Source organism: Paraburkholderia sp. BL23I1N1 (assembly GCF_003610295.1).
In the GTDB taxonomy this organism is placed as follows: Bacteria; Pseudomonadota; Gammaproteobacteria; order Burkholderiales; family Burkholderiaceae; genus Paraburkholderia.
The window spans coordinates 4,674,903-4,694,334 of record NZ_RAPV01000001.1; the positions used below are offsets into that span (position 1 = coordinate 4,674,903).

Annotated in this window: 21 protein-coding genes; 12 read left to right on the top strand and 9 right to left on the bottom strand. The window is 62.9% G+C overall.

What is annotated here, in order from left to right; genetic code table 11:
- Positions 1-5 precede the first annotated feature (5 nt).
- On the bottom strand, positions 6-1,496 hold the full coding sequence (locus B0G76_RS21865; RefSeq protein ID WP_120294398.1) for a mannitol dehydrogenase family protein: 1,491 nt from the start codon (positions 1,494-1,496) through the stop codon (positions 6-8).
- 248 nt (positions 1,497-1,744) lie between these two features.
- On the opposite strand from B0G76_RS21865, the gene manD reads away from it, so the two are divergent.
- The 9 genes from manD (at position 1,745) to B0G76_RS21910 (ending at position 10,542) form a co-directional block, all read left to right on the top strand.
- Positions 1,745-2,953 (top strand): D-mannonate dehydratase ManD, encoded by a 1,209-nt coding sequence (gene manD, locus B0G76_RS21870; protein WP_120296656.1) that lies wholly within the window; start codon positions 1,745-1,747, stop codon positions 2,951-2,953.
- Between the two features lie 60 nt (positions 2,954-3,013).
- On the top strand, positions 3,014-4,417 hold the full coding sequence (locus B0G76_RS21875; RefSeq protein WP_259460666.1) for an MFS transporter: 1,404 nt from the start codon (positions 3,014-3,016) through the stop codon (positions 4,415-4,417).
- 31 nt (positions 4,418-4,448) lie between these two features.
- Positions 4,449-5,495: an L-idonate 5-dehydrogenase gene (locus B0G76_RS21880; RefSeq protein WP_120296660.1), complete on the top strand. Its 1,047-nt coding sequence runs from the start codon at positions 4,449-4,451 to the stop codon at positions 5,493-5,495.
- 92 nt (positions 5,496-5,587) lie between these two features.
- Entirely contained in the window at positions 5,588-6,880 is a 1,293-nt protein-coding gene (locus B0G76_RS21885; RefSeq protein WP_120294399.1) for an MFS transporter, read from the top strand.
- Between the two features lie 72 nt (positions 6,881-6,952).
- Complete coding sequence (locus B0G76_RS21890; protein ID WP_120294400.1) at positions 6,953-7,786, top strand: GntR family transcriptional regulator; 834 nt, start codon at positions 6,953-6,955, stop codon at positions 7,784-7,786.
- 376 nt (positions 7,787-8,162) lie between these two features.
- A complete protein-coding gene (locus B0G76_RS21895) occupies positions 8,163-8,471 on the top strand; it encodes a hypothetical protein (protein ID WP_259460667.1) in 309 nt (102 codons plus the stop codon).
- A gap of 14 nt (positions 8,472-8,485) precedes the next feature.
- Entirely contained in the window at positions 8,486-8,872 is a 387-nt protein-coding gene (locus B0G76_RS21900) for a hypothetical protein (protein ID WP_259460668.1), read from the top strand.
- A 117-nt stretch (positions 8,873-8,989) separates the two neighbouring features.
- Positions 8,990-9,406, top strand: a complete 417-nt coding sequence (locus B0G76_RS21905; RefSeq protein WP_120294402.1) for a lytic transglycosylase domain-containing protein — start codon at positions 8,990-8,992, stop codon at positions 9,404-9,406.
- Between the two features lie 128 nt (positions 9,407-9,534).
- Positions 9,535-10,542 (top strand): lysylphosphatidylglycerol synthase transmembrane domain-containing protein, encoded by a 1,008-nt coding sequence (locus B0G76_RS21910; protein WP_183082110.1) that lies wholly within the window; start codon positions 9,535-9,537, stop codon positions 10,540-10,542.
- A 52-nt stretch (positions 10,543-10,594) separates the two neighbouring features.
- Here B0G76_RS21910 and B0G76_RS21915 read toward each other — a convergent pair whose 3' ends face one another.
- Positions 10,595-11,323, bottom strand: coding sequence for a glycosyltransferase (locus B0G76_RS21915; RefSeq protein ID WP_120294404.1), 729 nt, complete (start codon positions 11,321-11,323; stop codon positions 10,595-10,597).
- Positions 11,324-11,455: 132 nt separating this feature from the next.
- On the opposite strand from B0G76_RS21915, the gene B0G76_RS21920 reads away from it, so the two are divergent.
- Positions 11,456-11,746 (top strand): hypothetical protein, encoded by a 291-nt coding sequence (locus tag B0G76_RS21920; RefSeq protein ID WP_120294405.1) that lies wholly within the window; start codon positions 11,456-11,458, stop codon positions 11,744-11,746.
- Positions 11,747-11,754: 8 nt separating this feature from the next.
- Here B0G76_RS21920 and B0G76_RS21925 read toward each other — a convergent pair whose 3' ends face one another.
- The 7 genes from B0G76_RS21925 to phnG form a co-directional block, all read right to left on the bottom strand.
- On the bottom strand, positions 11,755-12,888 hold the full coding sequence (locus B0G76_RS21925) for an alpha-D-ribose 1-methylphosphonate 5-triphosphate diphosphatase (protein ID WP_120294406.1): 1,134 nt from the start codon (positions 12,886-12,888) through the stop codon (positions 11,755-11,757).
- 102 nt (positions 12,889-12,990) lie between these two features.
- Positions 12,991-13,782: a phosphonate C-P lyase system protein PhnL gene (phnL, locus tag B0G76_RS21930; protein WP_120294407.1), complete on the bottom strand. Its 792-nt coding sequence runs from the start codon at positions 13,780-13,782 to the stop codon at positions 12,991-12,993.
- An 8-nt stretch (positions 13,783-13,790) separates the two neighbouring features.
- The gene (gene phnK / locus B0G76_RS21935; protein WP_120294408.1) at positions 13,791-14,561 is read right to left on the bottom strand and encodes a phosphonate C-P lyase system protein PhnK; all 771 of its coding nucleotides are present in this window, start codon (positions 14,559-14,561) and stop codon (positions 13,791-13,793) included.
- Positions 14,558-15,481 (bottom strand): alpha-D-ribose 1-methylphosphonate 5-phosphate C-P-lyase PhnJ, encoded by a 924-nt coding sequence (locus B0G76_RS21940; RefSeq protein WP_120294409.1) that lies wholly within the window; start codon positions 15,479-15,481, stop codon positions 14,558-14,560. The genes phnK and B0G76_RS21940 overlap by 4 nt, the downstream gene beginning before the upstream one ends.
- Positions 15,478-16,641: a carbon-phosphorus lyase complex subunit PhnI gene (locus B0G76_RS21945; protein ID WP_120294410.1), complete on the bottom strand. Its 1,164-nt coding sequence runs from the start codon at positions 16,639-16,641 to the stop codon at positions 15,478-15,480. Before B0G76_RS21945 ends, B0G76_RS21940 begins: the two co-directional genes overlap by 4 nt.
- Positions 16,641-17,288, bottom strand: a complete 648-nt coding sequence (gene phnH, locus B0G76_RS21950; RefSeq protein ID WP_120294411.1) for a phosphonate C-P lyase system protein PhnH — start codon at positions 17,286-17,288, stop codon at positions 16,641-16,643. The genes B0G76_RS21945 and phnH overlap by 1 nt, the downstream gene beginning before the upstream one ends.
- On the bottom strand, positions 17,288-17,773 hold the full coding sequence (phnG, locus tag B0G76_RS21955) for a phosphonate C-P lyase system protein PhnG (RefSeq protein WP_120294412.1): 486 nt from the start codon (positions 17,771-17,773) through the stop codon (positions 17,288-17,290). The genes phnH and phnG overlap by 1 nt, the downstream gene beginning before the upstream one ends.
- Positions 17,774-17,954: 181 nt before the next feature.
- On the opposite strand from phnG, the gene phnF reads away from it, so the two are divergent.
- Both phnF and B0G76_RS21965 read left to right on the top strand, forming a co-directional pair.
- Positions 17,955-18,713, top strand: coding sequence for a phosphonate metabolism transcriptional regulator PhnF (gene phnF, locus B0G76_RS21960; protein ID WP_120294413.1), 759 nt, complete (start codon positions 17,955-17,957; stop codon positions 18,711-18,713).
- Positions 18,710-19,432, top strand: coding sequence for a DUF1045 domain-containing protein (locus tag B0G76_RS21965; protein ID WP_120294414.1), 723 nt, complete (start codon positions 18,710-18,712; stop codon positions 19,430-19,432). The genes phnF and B0G76_RS21965 overlap by 4 nt, the downstream gene beginning before the upstream one ends.

Below are 19,432 nucleotides of genomic sequence, written 5' to 3' on the forward strand. Positions count from 1 at the left end.
ATCGGTTATTGCGAGGCCGCAATGGCTCCCCGCGCGCCGTTTTCGTGAAGCAGCTGCAATGCGTGACGAAGCGCATTTCTGAACCCGGGAAGGGCAGCCAGATCCGCCGGAAACACTTCGCGCACGGACAGTAAGGCGTCCATCAACGCCTGCGGGTCGCCTTGCGCGGATGCCGCGAGCGCCGTCAATCTACCGGCCAGCGGATCGCTGATTTCGTAACGCGTGCCGTCGTCCGCATGGCCGCGCAAAAACGTCATCCAGGCCGCCACCGCCAGCGCGAGACGCGTGAACGACTGGCCCGCGCCGATCCGCGCCGCAATCGTCGCGAGCAGACGCGGCGGAATCTTCTGGCTGCCGTCCATCGCAATCTGTGCGCAGCGATGTTTCAGCGCCGGATTCGCATAGCGCTCAAGCAATGCGTCCCGATAGGCGGGCAGGTCGAATGACGCGGGCATGGCGAGCGTCGGCGCGATTTCCTGCGTCATCATCGCGTGGATGAGATTGCGAATGGCGGGGTGGGAGATCGCGGCGTCGACGGTGTGGAAGCCGCCAAGCATCGACAGATAAGCCAGCGTCGAGTGCGTGCCGTTCAGCATGCGCAGCTTCGCCAGTTCGAACGGCGTGACGTCGTCGACGAATTGCGCACCAACGGCGTCCCATGCAGGACGTCCCCCGGGAAAACGATCTTCGATGACCCATTGCCGGAACGGTTCGCACGGCACCGGGGCGGCGTCCTCATAAACGATCGCGTGGGCCACGGTGGTGCGTTCGGCGCTAGTGGTGGCCGGCACGATACGGTCGACCATCGTCGATGGAAAGGCAACGTGGACAGCGATCCAGTCGGCCAGTTCAGGGTCGAGTTGCCGCGCGAACGAACAGACCACCTGGCGCAGCGCGGCGCCGTTATGGGAAAGGTTGTCGCACGAGAGGACCGTGAACGGTTGGCCGGTCGCAGCGTCGCGCCGCTCGCGCAATGCCGCGACGAGAATGCCGGGCACCGTGCGCGGTTCGAGCGGGTGAGCCAGATCGTGCGCAACGGCGGGATCGTCCAGCGCGACCTCGCCGGTTTGCGGTTCGCGGCAGTAGCCTTTTTCAGTGACGGTCAACGAGACGATCCGTACCAGCGGATTCGCGAGGCGCGCGAACAGGACGGCGCGATCGTGCGGCATGGCCAGCACTTCGCGCAGTGCGCGCACGACCGTCACCTTGGCGCCATTCGGTCCACGTTCAACCACGCTATACAGACCCTGCTGCGCCATCAGCGCGTCGCGCTTGCTGACGTCGCCTTGCAGCGTGACGCCGCAGATGCCCCAGTCGCCGCCCGCGGCAAGCATGGCCTCTTCCGTATAGAGGGCCTGATGCGCGCGATGGAAGTTGCCAATCCCCAGATGAACGATGCCGATGCGCGGCTCCCGCCATTGCGGCGACAGCAGATGGGATTGCAGTGTGGGCAGTGTGTCGCGGACGAGGCGGGGCAAGGTGGCGGCAGAAATCATGTCGTGAAATCCAGGTAATCCACGTAACGGAAAAGAGGCCAAAAAGGCTTCGGCACGACGCCGTTCGGCGGGAAAACCCTGATTTGACGTCTCGCTATACTTGTATGGTAGCATCGTTCAAACGGCTTGAGACAGGTGATGAAGGTGATTTTTTGCTTCAGCCTGCGCTCGAAACCGACATGAAAAAACAGCAAGTTGCATGCCGCCGTTTAACGCGGTTCACCACTTGTTTCTGCAAGGAAGATGTCATGAAGATCGTTCGCGCCGACGTGATCGTCACGTGCCCGGGCCGTAATTTTGTCACGCTGAAAATCGTCACCGATGAGGGCGTATACGGCATCGGCGATGCAACGCTGAACGGCCGCGAACTGGCGGTTGCTTCGTACCTGAAAGATCACGTCTGCCCGTTGCTGATCGGACGCGATCCCGGCCGTATTGAAGACACCTGGCAATACCTCTACAAAGGCGCGTACTGGCGCCGCGGCCCGGTCACGATGACGGCGATCGCCGCGGTGGATATGGCGCTGTGGGACATTCTCGGCAAAGTAACGGGCATGCCGCTGTACAAGCTGCTCGGCGGCGCCTCGCGAGAAGGCGTGATGGTGTACGGCCACGCCACCGGCCGCGACATTCCCGAAGCGTTGGACCGATACGCGGAACACATTGAAGCCGGCTATCAGGCCATTCGCATTCAATGCGGTGTGCCGAATATGCGCTCGGTGTACGGCGTGTCGAAAGGCAGCGGCATGTACGAGCCGGCCACCAAAGGCGCGGTCGAGGAGCAGAGCTGGTCGTCGGAAAAATATCTCGACTTCGTGCCGAAGCTTTTCGATGCGGTACGCGACAGATTCGGCTTCGATACGCATTTGCTGCATGACGTCCACCACCGTTTGACGCCGATCGAAGCCGCGCGTTTGGGAAAATCGGTCGAACCGTATCGTCTGTTCTGGATGGAAGACCCGACGCCCGCGGAAAACCAGGCCGGCTTCCGGCTGATTCGCGAACATACCGTGACACCGATCGCCGTGGGCGAAGTCTTCAACAGTATCTGGGATTGCAAGCAGTTGATCGAGGAACAGTTGATCGACTATATCCGCGCAACCTTGACGCACGCGGGCGGCATTACGCATCTGCGGCGCATCGCGGATTTTGCTTCGCTGTACCAGGTGAGAACCGGTTGCCACGGGCCGTCCGATCTGTCGCCGGTGTGCATGGGCGCGGCGCTGCACTTCGATCTGTGGGTGCCGAATTTCGGCGTGCAGGAATACATGGGCTTTCCGCAGGAAGCACTCGACGTATTCCCGCATGCATGGCGCTTCGAGCGCGGCATGATGCATCCCGGCGAAGCCCCGGGCCACGGCGTCGATATCGACGAAGCAGCGGCCGCGCGGTATCCCTACGACCCGGCCTATTTGCCGGTCGCGCGTCTCGAAGACGGAACGCTATGGAACTGGTGAATGGGTGAGCTGATTTCGCTCAACCCTTAACCCACTTACTAAAAAATCATGGAGACACGCGTGAACCCAGCACGTCCGCAAGCCGCCGCGCCGGCCAGCACCGCCATGCTGCGCCGTGTGGCCTTCGCCTCGACCATCGGCACCGCGGCCGAGTACTACGACTTCTTCGTTTACGGCACGGCCGCCGTGCTGGTGTTCGGCCAGAAATTCTTTCCCTCCACCGACCCGCTGATCGGCACACTCGCCGCCTTCGCCACCTATGCGGTTGGTTTTCTGGCGCGGCCGCTGGGCGGCATCGTGTTCGGCCATTTCGGCGATCGCGTCGGCCGCAAGAAGGCGCTGATCGTGACGATCCTGATCGTCGGTTTGGGGACGTTCGCGATCGGCTTGTTGCCGGACTATCAGTCAATCGGCATCTGGGCGCCCATCGCGCTGATCGTGATCCGCGTGCTGCAAGGCTTCGGTGTGGGCGGCGAGCAGGCGGGCGCCGTACTGCTCACCGCTGAATACGCTCCGCCTGCGCGGCGTGGCTTCTTTGCGAGCCTCGTGCAACTGGGCGCACCGGCCGGTTTCCTGATTCCTTCGGGGCTGTTCGCGTTGCTCAGCGCGACGTTGACACAGGCGCAACTGCTCGACTGGGGCTGGCGCATTCCGTTTCTCGCCAGCGCGCTGCTGGTCGCGGTCGGCCTGTATATCCGCTTGCGCACCGAAGAGTCGCCGATCTTTGCGACGATCCAGCAGACCAAGGCAGTCGCTTCGCGCCCGGTGGTGGAAGTGGTGCGACAGTTCGGCCCGACGATCCTCAAAGGCGTCGGCGCCAAATTGATCGAGGCTTGCGCCTTTGCGATGTACACGATGATCGTGCTGGCCTACGGCAAAGCGCACGGCATCGCGCAAAGCATGCTGCTCGAAACGGTGATCGTCGCGGTCGCGCTCGAGCTTGTGACGATTCCCCTCGCTGGCGCGTTGTCCGATCGCATCGGGCGGCGGCCAACCTCCATTGCGGGCGCGTTATTGCACGTGGCGCTGGTGGTGCCGTTCTTCATGGCGATCGATAGCGGCAATCGCGCGGCGATCCAGCTCGTGATGATTCTCGCCATTAGTGTGGGCCACAGTCTTTGTTATGCACCGCAAGCGGCGCTGTTCCCCGAACTGTTCCCGGCGCGCGTGCGTTGCAGTGGTATCGCGCTGATCTGGCAAATCGGCTCGTTGCTCGGCAGCGGCGTGCTCGGGCTGCTGGCCGTCAAACTGATTCAGGTCACGCATGGCAATTCGCTCGCGTTGATCCTCTACGTGGCAGTGCTCGGCGTGGTGTCGGCTGTCTCGCTCTTTGCATTGCCGGAAACCGCGCCTAAGCGCCGTGGCGGCGATCTCCATGACTGGAGCGGCGGCGAGCCGGTAGAGGCGCACACCTCAGCGCACGCGTTTCCGTCCCCATCTTCGTCTTCTGTTGCGCAGCACTGAGCGCACGATCTTTGTCATACCGGAGTTCATCATGCTTGCAGCCGTGCTTCACGAACCCAAACTGATCCGCATCGACGAAGTCGATCCGCCCGAACCCGGTCCGGGCCAGGTGCGTGTGCGCGTGCGCGCCGGCGGCATTTGCGGTTCCGATCTGTCGTACTACTTCAAAGGCCGGAGCGGCGATTTCGCGGTGCGCGAGCCGTTCGTACTCGGCCATGAAGTGGCCGGCGAGATCGATTCGCTCGGCGAAGGCGTGAGCGCGGAGCATCGCCTGATGCCGGGGCAGCGCGTGGCTGTGAATCCAGGGCTCGCCTGCGGGACGTGCCGTTTTTGCATCGTCGGGATGCCGAATCATTGCTTGAATATGCGCTTCATGGGCAGTGCATCGACGTTCCCGCACACGCAGGGCATGTTCCGTCAGTACATCGTCGTTGCCGCGCGGCAATGTGTTCCGGTGGCGGACGGCGTCGATTTTGCGCAGGCGTCGATGGCCGAGCCACTCGCCGTCGCGTTGCATGCGGTGAAGCAGGCCGGCTCGCTCGTCGGTGCGAGTGTGTTGCTGGTGGGATGCGGGCCGATCGGCTGCATTCTGCTGAGCGTGGTGCGCCGCGCCGGTGCTCATCGGGTGGTTGCGTTGGATCTCTCGGATCGCGCGTTGCAGGTCGCGCAGCAACTTGGCGCGGATCAGACCGTGAACGCCGCGGATAGTGCCGTGATCGATCAATGGTCCGCACAACGCGGCACGTTCGACGTGGTCATCGAGGCATCGGGCAGTCCCGCCGGCCTCGATACGGCGCTGCGTGCGGCGCGCGCGGGCGGCACGGTGATTCAGGTGGGCAATCTGCCGGCCGGCCAATCGCCGGTGGCGGCGAACCTGGTGATGTCGAAAGAACTCCGCTATCAAGGCTCGTTCCGCTTCACGGATGAATACGCCGTCGCCGCCGATGAAATCGCCTCCGGCAAGGTCGACCTGCGGCCGCTGATGACGCATGCGTTTGCGATGAACGAAGCGAACCGTGCATTCGAGGTGGCGCTCGACCGCTCGCAGTCGATGAAGGTGCATCTGACCTTCGACTGAATATCGACCGCGGCCGCAGCGCCCGGCGAAACCAATCAACCTGTTCGAACTATTTAAACGCCCGCCAAGAGGCGACCCGAAGGAGACACCTGATGATCAAGAGTCAACGCTGGTTTGTGGTCGCGCTGCTGTTTCTGGCCGGCGTCATCAACTACCTCGACCGCGCGGCGCTGTCGATTGCCGCACCGTTGATCCAGAAAGACCTGAACTTCTCGCATGCGCAGATGGGCGTCGTGTTCAGCAGTTTTTTCATCGGCTATGCGCTGTTCAATTTTGTCGGCGGCGTGCTGTCGGACAAGGTCGGTGCGAAACGCGTATTCGGCACCGCGATGGGCGTGTGGTCGATATTCTGCGGCGCGACCGCGCTGGCAACCGGCATCGGTTCGCTGATCGTGCTGCGCGTGTTGTTCGGCATGGGCGAAGGTCCGTTCAGCTCGTCGAACAGCAAGATGGTCAACAACTGGTTCCCGCGCAAGGAAGTCGCGAGCGCGATTGGCGTGATCAGTTCGGGTACACCGCTCGGCGGCGCGCTGGCGGGCCCGGTGGTCGGCTTCATGGCGGTGCAGTTCGGCTGGCGCTGGGCCTTTGTCGCGATCATGCTGCTGGGACTCTTGTGGCTCGTCTTCTGGGCGGCAACGACGACCGAACACCCGCACGAAAATTCGCGCGTCACGCCTGACGAGATCGAACTCATCCGCGCGGGCCAGGCGGATGAACAGGCGATCGCGCATTCCGCCGACGGCGAGCGGCTCGGCCTGCGGCACTTCCTGCGCAAGCCGATCATTCTGGCGACCGCCTTCGCGTTCTTCTCATACAACTATGTGCTGTTTTTCTTCCTGTCGTGGTTCCCGACCTATCTGACCGAAGCGCATCACCTGAGTCTGCGCGATATGAGTTTCGCCACGGTGATTCCGTGGTTGCTCGGCAGTATCGGCCTCGCGGCAGGTGGTTTCATTTCGGACTTCATCTTGCGCTTGACCGGCAAGCCGCTGCTGTCGCGCAAGCTCGTGCTGGGTAGTTGCCTGGGTGCGGCGGCGGTGTGCGTGGCATTGGCCGGGCGCGTCGCCAGTACGCAGAGTGCGGTCGCCCTGATGTCGGTGTCGATCTTCTTTCTGTACGTGACGGGCGCGGTGTATTGGGCCGTGATTCAGGACACCGTGCCGCGCGAACACGTTGGCGGCGTAGGCGGCTTTGTGCACTTGCTGGCGAATCTGGCCGGCGTGATCGGACCGGCGGTGACCGGCTTTATCGTCGAGGCGACGCACGGTAACTACACCAGCGCATTCGTGCTGGCGGGTGCGATTGCCGTGCTCGGCGCGGTGTGTTCGCTGGTGTGGATTCGCGAGCCGCGCGTGGGTGCGTTGAAGATGAAACGTGCATGGTAGTATGGTGCGGCACATCTGAGTGGGTATTCACGGTGTGCCGTTTCCCTCGCTACTCATTCGCTGCTTGACCCGATGCCGACCAAGAACCTCCACGCCAACGCGTCTTCTCTCTCCTCCGATACCGCACTCGCCGCGCCTCGCACACGGCGCCGCGTGAGCATGCAGGCCGGCGCGCGCGTCGAACTTCCGGATCTGACGGCTAGCGTCTCGTTCGACTCGCACGAGCCGATCGGCAAACAGATTTTCCGTGCGCTGCGCGAGGCGATTTTCGCCGGTCAGATGGTGCCGGGCACGCCGCTCTCGGAGAAGGAAGTGTCCGACATGTTTCAGGTGTCGCGGCAGCCGGTGCGGGAGGCGTTCATCAAGTTGGTCGAAGCGGGCGTGCTTCAGGTATTGCCGCAACGTGGCACCTTCGTGAAGCGCATTTCGCCGCGCCAGGTGCGGGAAGGGCGCTTCATTCGCGAAGCGATCGAGACCGCGGTGGTGCGCAAGGCCGCCGTGTCGATCTCCGACGAGCAATTGCAGGCACTCGCCGACAATCTTCGCGATCAGAAGATCGCGGCGAAATCGAACGACACCGCTGCTTTCCTCGCGCTCGACGAGGCGTTTCATTACGCGATTGCCCAGGCGATCGATTGCACGGCGGCGTGGGAGACGATTCAGGACATCAAGGCGCAGATGGATCGGGTGCGCTATCTGAGCCTGCCTGACGTATCGCCGCTCGATCTGCTGATCAGACAGCACGCGAAGATTCTGGCCGGCCTTCGCGCGCACGACCCGAGTGCCGCTGAAGAGGCGATGCGCAACCACCTGCGCGAGATTCTGGTGTCGCTCGGTCCGATTGCCGAGCGCAATCCAGCGTGGTTCGATGCGGACGAGCCGGAGCGCGTGCCGCTTTCGACTTAAGCCGATAACCGCTCGTTTGCTTACAGACGGTAAGGGGCGTGAGCCCCCGACTGAGTCCGCAAGCTCATCTCATGCATCCATCCCCCCGTGGAATCCTGTTCCGCGGCGTCTCCAGCCTCACAATCCTCATATGAATAATCCACTCGAAACGCGAGGCAAGTTCCCCTCGTTCGGCGCTTCATCGAGCGCCGAAGCAATCGTTTGCGCCGATCTTGAGGTAACTCTTTTTGATTTTCGCGGGCTCGTTTTTGACCTATCAACTTTTCCCTCTGGCCTGCCGAAAACACCACTATAGCAACGGGATTGACTGGAGATAGGTGTGAAGCGACAGGTGTGGTTTTTCGTAGCCGTTCTTGCGCTGGCCGGATGTGCACAGATGCCTGCCCAGAATGCCGCGCACCCGGACAGGGCGCCCAACGAAGTCATCAGCTTCGAGATTCCCCCTGACGCGCTCGGCGCGCACGACCCGCAACTCACCACCGTGCTCACCAAGGCAGGCGCATTGGCCGCTGCGCAGCAGCAGTCCACGGTCGTGCTGGTCACCGCGCTGGGTCAGGATTTCGCCTATCTGAACCAGGCGGTATGGAAGGGCGTGCCGGCCCAACGCATGTCGAAGGTGAGCTTCGAAAATCGAACCGCCGGTCTTGGTCAGCCGTATAGCGTGTCGATCAGGACGGTGCAATGAAGGAGGCCATCGCGATGCTTCGAATCAGCTTACGGACCATCTCATCGGCCACCTTATTGGCCACTTTACTGACGGTCACCACGCTGGTCGCCGCGCCGGCCTTTGCGGGCCAGCCGGGAACGGATCTGCAGTCGGCCAGTGCGCTTTCCGCCGCGCTCCCTGCCGCGCCGGACAAGGTTTATCCGCCGTTGCCGTCGCTCGCGATGCTGCCGCCGGCGAGCAGCGGTGACGATGACTTGCCGGTGAAGCCGGCGCCGCATCGCAAGAAGTCGCGTGCGCCGATACAGATGCAGGAACGCAGGAGCCCGCCGACGCCGCCTGTCCGACTCATCGTGTCCGATGCTTCGCATGCGTACCTCGACACCGTGCAACGGCAGATCGATCAGGCCTTGGTCAAATAATCCGGCCAACGGTCTGCAGCCCCTATTTTTATCGCGATTTATCGCGATCAAGCGGAAGGATGAATCGTGTCCTTGAAAATCTTCTGTTTTGCGCTGGCGTGGCTCTCGATATCCGGTATGGCCCACGCGGAAGACGATTGCTTCAATCAGGCCGCAGCCTACCAGGGCGTCAATCCGTGGGTATTGCGCGCCGTCGCGTGGTACGAATCGAAGGGCGACCCGACCGCGATCCATCAGAACGCGAACGGTTCGATCGACGTCGGCCAGTTGCAGATCAATTCGATTCATTTCGGCGATCTCGCACGAGAGGGCGTGCCACATCGGGCTTTGACCGATCCGTGCGTGAACGTCTATGTGGCCGCCTGGCTGCTGAAGCAGAAGATGGTCAAACATGGCAACACCTGGCGCGCCATCGGCGCATACCACTCGGAATCGCCGAAGCAGCGCGATGCCTATGCAAGAAGCATCCAGCAAGTGCTGGCCGCATGGGGACAGTTTCCGCCCGCCCCCCCGCCGCTGGTGGCTAGCCGCTAGTCACGAAAACGCAGTGTCAAGTGGTTATCATGAAGCCTCGGGCGGCCTCGATTTCGCCGCGCGACGCAGCGTTCCATGCTGCATCGCGCGGCGAAAGCAGGGCCTTGCTGCACTTGCGGGGGCCTTTGTTGATCAGATCTCATACGCGTAAAGCGGCAGTGTTGGTGGCGCTTGCCGGTATCGGCCTTGCCGCCGGCGCGCCTTTCGTTCTCAATTCGCACACGGCGTTCGCCGGGCTGCGTCATGTCTCCCTCTACGTGTTCGCCGCGCTTGCCGCGAGTGCCGTAATCAGCGCGATGGCAAAGACCGGCAAGCTGCATCTGATGCAGACCGCGCTTGGCTTTGAGATCAGTTTTCTGCGCACGTTCGCGATCACGCTGGCGACCGATTTTGCGTTTCTGGCTTCGCCGCTGGGCGCGGCGGGGTATGGCGTCAACATCGGCCTGCTGCAGCGCGCCGGGGCATCCTGGTCGCTCGCGACGACGGTGGTCAGTGCGGATCAGGCGCTCGATCTTGCGTTCTTCACAACCGCCGTGCCGGTCTCGCTCCTGTTCGCCTTCGGGCCGCTGATGCAGTTGCTACCGCATGCGAGCGCACCGCTCGTGTTCGCCGTAGTCGCCGGCGTTGGGTGTCTGGCCGGCATCTTCTGGTTGAATCGTCGACGCGCGGCGGCGGCGTTGGACGCAACGGGACGGCGTGTCCGGTGGCTGGATGAGCGTCGAGCGAGGGTGTCGCGCTTTTGCCGGAGCGTCGGCCGGCAATGGCGGGAACTGATCGGCGGCCCCAAGTGGCGCCTAGCCGCGCTGCTGTTGCTGACCACGCTGCAGTGGCTGCTTCGTTATGGCGCGCTTTGGTATATTTTGCGCGAACTCGGGTATCGTCTGCCCCTGGGTTTTGTGCTGGCCGTGCAGGCGGTAGCCCTGCATGCCGCGCTGTGGACCGGCGTGCCCGCAGGAGGAGGCACCGGCGACATCGCGCTCGCTGCCGCGTTCGCGAGCTGGGTACCCCGGGCGAGCATCGCAACCGCACTGGTGCTATGGCGTTTCGCGACGCTCTACTGTCCGTTGATACTCGGCGCGGCGGGTTTCGTCGCGCTTGCAACGCGAGGGCGCAGCGCGTTGCCGGCGGCTGAGTGAGTCGTCGACGTCGAGACAAGGCGCGAGCGGATCGCTCGGCACCGAGAGCGTTTCAGCGTGGACTATCCGGCACTTTTCGCATGCGTGCCGCAAAACTCGCTCGCGGTCCGTCGTCGATGCGTAAGTGAAGCAATTGAAAGGTCTGTGAAATCAGCGCAAGCGGATAAACAGCCTTGAAGAGGTCCGCGATCATGCGCCATTCCGCGCGCAAGCCTTTCCAATAGCCGAGCTTTTCGGTTTTGCGCGCCTGCGTGACGTGCGGCCAGTGAGTGACCGCGATAGGCAGGCGGCGTTCGATGATGCGGCGGTTCATGAACACTTCAACGCCGAAGCGCGGCAAGCCGTGAACCTCCAGCAAAACTTCGCTCAGCAGCGCTTTTCTGACGACCCTTTCGCCGGAGACGAAATCGAGGCCGATGGCGCGAAACGCCATCAAGCTGTTCTGGCGCAGGCTCAAGCTGACTTGCGCCTTACCTTGCAAAACAGGAAGGGCGAGCGCGCTGATGTACTCGGCGGTCAAGCCTTTCAGATCGGCGTCGAGCAGCATGAGCAATTCGCCCGTTGCCGCGGCGATGCCGGTCGCCATAGCAGCGCTTTTGCCACGGTTTTCCGCGCATCGAATCAGCCGCACGGACGCGAAGCTTTCGACTATTTCAGCGGTGCCGTCGGTCGAACCGTCGTCCACCACGATGATCTCGCCAAGCAAAGGGTGGGCACAGGCCACGGTGAGCACCGTGCCGATGCGCGGCGCTTCGTTATAGGCGCAGATGATGCAAGACATGCGCGGAGAATGATGGTTTGGAGCACGAGGTGTCATAGAAAGGAATGGTGTGAACAGTCTATGGTGCGGTGCAGCACAATGCTTGCTTTTCAGCTATAGTCGAGAAACGGCACATGTCCAGAGAGGTACAGAATGTATGACGCCGAAATCGCCGCCACGCTCCTGAATCGCTGGGCCACACGTTCATCAACCGCTGACTTCGACGTTTATCTCGACTTGCTGCGCGAAGGCAACCTCAGTTTCACTTATCAAAGCGGTCACGTGCGCGAAGCGGGCCTTGAAGAAGGGAGTGCCCTCAATATCGAAACCCTCGTTTTCGATGATGGCTCGCGCACCCTGCGTGTCGAAGCGCCTGACCGGACACCCCGCTGGACGCGTTGGGCCGCGGTGGAACCGCTGCTGCCCGCAACCAGCGAAGCCTAACACTAACGTCAAACGATCCGCACGCCCGCGCGATACGTTGCCCGCGGCACCGGCAGTGACTCGAGCATCGTGACGCGTACGAAGTCCGCTTGCAAATCCGTTTCGATCGCCCCGCGGTCATGCAAGCCCGCCGTGCGGGCCGGTTCGGCGGAGACAGTCGCCATGGCGCGCGGCAGGGTCCAGCCGGCCTTGCTCACGAGTTCGAACACTGCCGTCATCAAGCTGGACGGCACGTAATCCGAGGACAGGATATCGAGCAGGTCGGCTTTCGCCAGTTCGAGCGCCGACACATTGCCCGAATGCGAGCCGCCGCGCACGATATTCGGCGCCCCCATGATGGTCGAAATGCCGTGCTCGCGTGCCGCCTGGGCGGCGATGCGGGTGGTCGGAAATTCCGCCAGTACGATTCCTTCGGCCTTGGCCTGTTCGACGTGCTCGATCAGCGTGTCGTCATGGCTCGCCACTGGAACGCCGAGCCGCTTGCAACGCGCCACGATCTCGCGGCGGTGCGTGTCGGCGTAACGTTGCTGCTCGACAGTCAGTTCGACCAGCGCGGTCGCCACATGTTCATCGGTCAGTTTGCCGTTGCGCTCCTGGAAGCGGCGCCATTGTTCGCGGTCGTGCCACTGACGCTGGCCGGGTGTGTGATCCATCACCGAGGCGAGCCGCAGCAACGGATGGTCGCACAACGTGTCGAACACTTCGACCACGTCGGCGGTGGCGATTTCGCAGCGCAGATGCAGAAAGTGTTCGGCTCGCAGCAGCTTGCGCTCGGAGAAGCGCGTGAGCGATTCGGCGCATTGCGTTTGCAGATCGCGGCCGCGTAAGCCTACGTTCGTGCGCGAACCGATCGCGAGGGCATCGAACACCGTGGTGATGCCGGCCGCCGCCACCTGGGCGTCGTGGATCACGAAGGCGGCATCGGTATTCCATAGCACGCCCGGACGCGGCGCCAGATGTTTCTCGAGATTGTCCGTGTGCAGTTCGATCAGACCTGGCAACAGATAATCGCCGTCCCAATCTTCCGCTTCGCGCGCCGAGGTCGTGCCACGCTCGACGTCGCGAATCACGCCGTCTTCGATGCGTATCACACCGGTAAATACTTCGTCTCGCGTCACAATGCGAGCGTTCCTGATCAACATCGACTTGCTCCGTAGTCTGTCCTGAGTGTCGCGCCGCAGTGCTTTGACCTGGTGCTTCGACCCAGTGGTTCAGCAGTTCAGTTTAGTGCCGTTTCGTGTCAATTAGTGGCGTAACGGCGGACGTAACAGCGGGCGTAGCGGCGGCTGGAGTTCGAGGCGGCGTGTGGCCACCTTGTTGCGGGTATCTTCGTCGTGAAAGATGCCGACGATCGCAGCGCCTCGCTCGCGTGCTTCGACGACCAGATCGGCGACCACGTCGCGGTTCTCGGCGTCGAGCGAGGCCGTGGGTTCGTCGAGCAGCAGTACCGGGTGCTCCGCGATCAAGCCGCGGGCAATGTTCACGCGTTGCTGTTCGCCGCCGGAGAAGGTGGCGGGCGCGAGCGACCACAGCCGCTCGGGCACGTTCAACCTCGCCAGCAGGGCTGAAGCGCGCGCAAGGGCTTGGTCTTCCGCCACGCCGCGCGACAGCAGCGGTTCGGCGACGAGCGTAAGCGTCGGCACACGCGGAATCACGCGCAGAAACTGGCTGACGTAGCCGACCACGCCGCGGCGCAGACGCAGCACGTCATGCGGCTCCGCGCCGGTGATCGACACCGGCGGCTCGTTGTCCGCCACGGTGTCGCGAATCGCAATCGAGCCCGTGCTGGCGAGGTAATTACCGTACAAACAGCGCAGCAGCGTACTTTTTCCCGCGCCTGACGGCCCGACCAGCACGACACACTCGCCGCGTTCGACGTCGAGCGACACGCCCGCGAGCGCTTCGATCTGCACGCCGCCCTGGCCGTGCAGCGTGAAGGTCTTGCCAATGCCGGCCGCGCGCAGCATCAGTGCGATGTTCTCGCTGAACGCGCGTTCAGCGGCGTGTGATTCCTTGCTTGTTTCAATGGATCGCATTGTGAGCCTCAAACCGGCAGAACCGAGGAAACCAGCGTTTGCGTGTACGGGTGCTGCGGATCGTCGAGCACCTGGTCCGTCAGACCGGACTCGACCACTTCGCCGCCTTGCATGACCATCAGGCGATGTGCGAGCAGGCGCGCCACGCCGATATCGTGCGTGACGATCAGCACCGACAGATGCAGCGTGGACGTCAGCGTGCGCAGCAAATCGAGCAGGCGCGCCTGCACCGAGACGTCGAGGCCGGCGGTCGGTTCGTCCATGAAGACGAGGCGCGGACCGGTGACGAGATTGCGCGCGATCTGCAAACGCTGCTGCATGCCGCCGGAAAACGCCGCCGGAAATTCGTCGATGCGTGTGGCGTCGAGTTCCACGCGCTCCATCCACCTGGTTGCCGTGTGACGGATATCGCCGTAGTGGCGCGCGCCGACGGCCATCAACGGCTCGCCGATATTCGCACCGGCGGAGACGCCGCTGCGCAATCCGTCGCGCGGATTCTGCTGCACGAAGCCCCACTCGGTGCGCATCAACAGACGCCGGCGCGGTTCGGACAAAGCGCGCAGATCGAGCTGTTCGCCATGCGTGGCCGTGTAGTGGAGCGAGCCGCTATCGGCTTCGGTTTTCAGGGCGAGAGCGTTGAGCAGCGTGGTCTTGCCCGAGCCGGATTCGCCGACGATGCACAGCACCTCGCCCGCATACAGATCGAAGCTGACGTTCCTGCAGCCGTTGCGGCCGCCAAATTGTTTGGTTAGCGAACGGGCGCTCAACAGCGGCGTCATGCGGTTTCTCCTTTGCGCGCTTCGTATGAAGGCAGTTCGAGGTCCTGATCGCCGCGACGTTCATGGCAGTAGTCGCTATCCGAGCACACGAACATGCGCTTGCCGGCGTCGTCGACGATCATTTCGTCGAGGAAGCTTTCCGTCGATCCGCACAGTGCGCACGCGTGCTGCCACTTCTGCACTTCGAACGGGTGATCGTCGAAGTCGAGACTACGCACGGCGGTGTACGGCGGGATGGCGTAAATGCGCCGCTCGCGGCCGGCGCCGAACAATTGCAGCGCCGGGTTCATATGCATTTTCGGGTTGTCGAACTTCGGAATCGGCGACGGCGAGCTCAGATAGCGGTGATTGACCATCACCGGGTAGTCGTACGTGGTGGCGATGCTGCCGTGATGGACGATGTCCTCGTACAGCTTCACGCTGATCAACCCGTAGTCGGCCAGGGCATGCAGCTTCTTGCATTCGGTGGCGCGCGGTTCCAGCTTGTAGAGCGGTTCGGGCATCGGCACCTGATAGACCAGAATCTGCTTGTCGGTGAGCGGCGCTTCGGGAATCCGGTGACGTGTCTGGACGATCGTCGCCTCAGTCGTGCGGCGCGTGGTCGCCACGCCCGTGGTGCGCGCGAAGAAGCGGCGGATGTTGACCGCGTTGGTGGTTTCGTCGGAGCCCTGATCGATGACCTTCAACGTATCGTTCTTGCCGATGATCGCCGAGGTGACCTGAATGCCGCCGGTGCCCCAACCGTACGGCAAGGGCATTTCCCGCGAGCCGAACGGCACCTGATAGCCCGGCACGGCAACCGCCTTGAGCAACGCGCGGCGCAGCATGCGCTTGGTCTGTTCGTCGAGGTAGGCGAAGTTGTAGCCGTCCGCCGCGCTATCGTACGAAGCGGTGGTGAGGGAGGTGTCTGGCGCGTTCATGCGGCTTGCTCCTGCTGATCCTGATCCTTGCCTTGATCGTTGCCCGGCTCGTTGCGTTGATCGTTATCCTCTGCGCCGTGTTGCGCCCGCAGGCGTCTGACGAGTTCGAGTTCGGACTGGAAGTCGACGTAGTGAGGCAATTTCAGATGCTGAACGAATCCGGACGCTTCGACGTTATCGCTATGCGAGAGCATGAACTCGATATCCTGAGTCGGCGAGGCGAGCGTTTCACCGAGTTCCTCGGCGCGCAGCGCGCGATCCACCAGGGCCATGGCCATCGCTTTACGTTCCGAGTGTCCGAACGCGAGGCCATAGCCTTGCGTGAAGGTAGGCGGCACGTTACCGCTGCCGGCGAACTGGTTGATCATCTGGCATTCGGTGATATCGATATCGCCGATTTCGACTGTCTCACCCAACTCGCCGAGTTCCATTTCAACAGCGACCGTGCCGAAGCGGATTTCGCCGGCAAACGGATGCGAATGCGCGTAGCCGCGTTGGGTCGCGTAGCCCATGGCGAGCAGGAAGCCTTCGTCGCCGCGCGCCAGATTTTGCAAACGCGTGGCGCGGCTCGCGGGAAAGGCGAGAGGTTCGCGCGAGAGGTCGCCGGGTTCCGGTGCTTCGGGCGTGGGATGTTCCTGTTCGATCAGACCTTCCTTGTCGAGCAGCGTGACCACACGTGGCATGGCCTCTGCTGCGAACTGAGCGGCTTGACTGGAAGAAGGAGGGGCGAGCGCATCGGTTGAGGTATGGCCTTCGGCGAGCAAGGCGAAATCCAGCAGACGCTGCGTGTAATCGTAAGTCGCGCCGAGCACCTGACCGCCGGGCACGTCCTTGAACGTCGCCGAAATGCGGCGCTCGACCTGCATGGCTTCCGTGTCGATCGCCTGCGTATAACCGAAACGCGGCAGCGTGGTGCGATACGCGCGCAACAGAAAGATCGCTTCGACCAGATCGCCCGCGGCCTGTTTGATCGCGAGCGCGGCGAGTTCTTCGTCGTAGACCGAGCCTTCGGTCATCACGCGCGCCACGGCAAGGCGCAATTGCTCGCGAATCTGCGCGACGCTGAGTTCGGCCAGCCGCGTATCGCCGCGGCGCGCCTTGTCGAGCAGACGCCACGACGCTTCGATCGCACGTTCTCCACCCTTGACGGCAACGTACATCAGTTCACCTTCGCTTGAGTTGTGCGCGGCAAGCCGATCAACGTGCTGCCGCAGACGAGATAACAATCGATGCCGCACGGGAAGAGCGGCGCGAGGGCGGCGCGTTCGCGCCAGAAGTGTTCGGGCAGACCGACCGGCGCAATTGTCTCGGTGTGCTGAATGCCCGGGCCGCTCAGTACGACCGGCGTGCCGCCCGTGAGCGCTTCGACGCGGATCAGCAACGTCACCGATTGATCGGGCGACTCCGCCGTGCCGAGTCCAAAGCTATCTAGCGAAGGCATCGCGCCTGCATCGTGGATATAGGCGAAGGCGGCAAGTCCCGGTTCGTCGACGAGCGGCGCGCCGGTATGAAAACGCAGTGCCGACGCCAGCGCCGTATCGGGCTGTGCGAGCCAGACGGGCGTGGCGTAGTCGCACAGTGTCAGCAGGGCGGCAAATGCGGCGAGCGCTGCGGGGGTCTTCCGCACTTCCGGCAAACCGTTTTCGACGACACCTACCGTGCCGGGACGCGACAGCGTGTCGAGCAACGTACGGAATACCGCCTGGGTGTCGTGGACCGGGTCTGCGAAACCGGGCGTTAATTTGGCCAATGAGTTGGCCAATGAGGTAGCCAACGAAGTTGACGATGCAATCGGGGAGTTTTCCATCAGTCGCCTCTGACCATGGTGAAGAATTCGACGCGCGTCGCCGCAACGTCCTGCCGGCGTTCCGCACGTTCAGCGGCCTGCCGTGCGGCAAACGGCTCGATCAATTGCTGGTGCAAGGCAGCGTGATGCGCGGGCATTTGCAGCAGTGCATCGGCCAGTGCCGCCAGTTCGGCGCGGCGGCGGTCGCGGCCCAGATGGCACGCAACGCCAATGGCTGCCGGTGTGTCGCCCGTGGTGCGCAAACGCAACGTGGCGCGCGTGACGGTGGCTTCGCCGAGATTGAACGGGTCGCCGCTGCCGCCCACGCGGCCGCGCACCATTGCGAGGCCAATTTCGGGTGGCCGCAGCCAGTCGTAAGCGGGAGGCGGGACGCCTTGCAGCGCGCAATCCAGCGCGGCTTCGAGATCGGCGCGCGACGTGCGGGCCAGCACGGCCGTCCATGCGCGCCGCATGGCGGAGGAAGGCGAGGTGGAAGTGGCACTCATCGTTATTCCTGTTGATCCAGCGAGTAGACATTTGACCATCTATTCGTCTAAACGTCTAGACGTTTATGGGTATGCTTGTCGCGTGTTGTCACACATGGCCGTCATTTCACATTTCCATCACGGCTTGCACACTACAATGCATGGCATAGCAAATATTTGAACCCAAGGGAATGACAGCACCATGACATCGAACGACAACGCGACGTCGGGCACGCTGCTCGAACGCGGCGCGGGCGTTGCCGTCTGGCGGCAGATCGAGCAGATTCTGGCGGCGGAGATCGCAGCAAGCGGCTTCGGCGAAGAAGGCCGTTTGCCGAGCGAGGGCGAACTGGCCAAACGTTTCGACGTGAACCGGCATACCGTGCGCCGTGCCATGCTCGGTCTGGCCGCATTGGGCCTCGTCAGCGTCGAGCAGGGGCGCGGCACGTTCGTGCAGCCCGGTGCGATCGACTATACGATTGGCCGGCGCACGCGGTTTACAGAAAACTTGCGGCAACAGAATCACGCTGCGGCGGGCACGATGTTGTCGGCCTCGCGCGTGAAGGCCGAGCCGAACGTCGCGAAGGTGCTCGGCCTGCGGGCGGGCGCGCAGGTCTACCGGATCGAGACGCTGCATGAATCGGACGGTGTGCCGCTCACGTTCGCGCGCAACTGGTATCCGGCCGCGCGTTTTGCGGACTTGCCGGAGGTGCTGGGGCGCACCGGTAGCATCACCAAATCGATGGCCGAGTATGGCGTGACCGACTATCTGCGCAAATGGAGCCGTATCGGCAGCGTCTTGCCTGAGCCGGAAGTGGCGCGGCGTTTGAATATCAACCGGCAGCAGCCGGTGCTGTGGGTCGAAAACGTCGACGTCGATCTGGAAGGCACGCCGGTTAAATACGGGTTCACGCATTTTGCGGCGGACCGTGTGCAGTTGCTGGTGGAGCAGGACGTATGAGCGGCGCGGCTTGGAGCGCCGGGGCACGTTTCGCGGTGTATTACGCGCCGTCGCGCGAATCGGCATGGTGGCGGGCGGGTTCGGCGTGGCTAGGGCGCGATGCGGAAAACGGCGAGCAATGCGTGCCGCCGCAACCGGAAGATCTGGCGCGTCCGCTGACCGAACTGACCGAAGCGCCGCGTCGCTATGGTTGGCACGGCACGCTGGTCGCGCCGTTTCGTCTCGCTGAAGGCGTGACCCAGCACGATCTTCTTGCAGCGACGCGCGAATGGGGCGGCACGCAACGCTCATTTTCACTACCTGTCGAAGTCGCGCCGCTCGGCGATTTTGTGGCACTGCGTCCTGCGGATTCACAGGGCGAAGAGAACATTCGCCACGTTGCGTCCAGTGCGCTGCAAACACTCGATGCATTGCGCGCCCGGCCGTCTGCCGCCGACCTCGCACGGCGTCTTGCCGCGCCGTTGAGCGAACGGCAACGCGCATTGCTGGTCGAATGGGGTTATCCGTACGTCTTCGATGAATTCCGCTTTCACATGACGCTATCCAGTTCGCTCGCCGATGCCGATGAGCGCGCGACGCTGGTTGCATGGTGGCAGGCGCAAACGCCTGCGCTTGGGGCCCTGGCTCTCGATCACGCGGCGCTCTTTGTCGAACCTGCGCCCGGCGAGCCGTTCGTCCTGTGGCAACGTGTGCCGTTTCAGAATCACGAGGTGAACTAA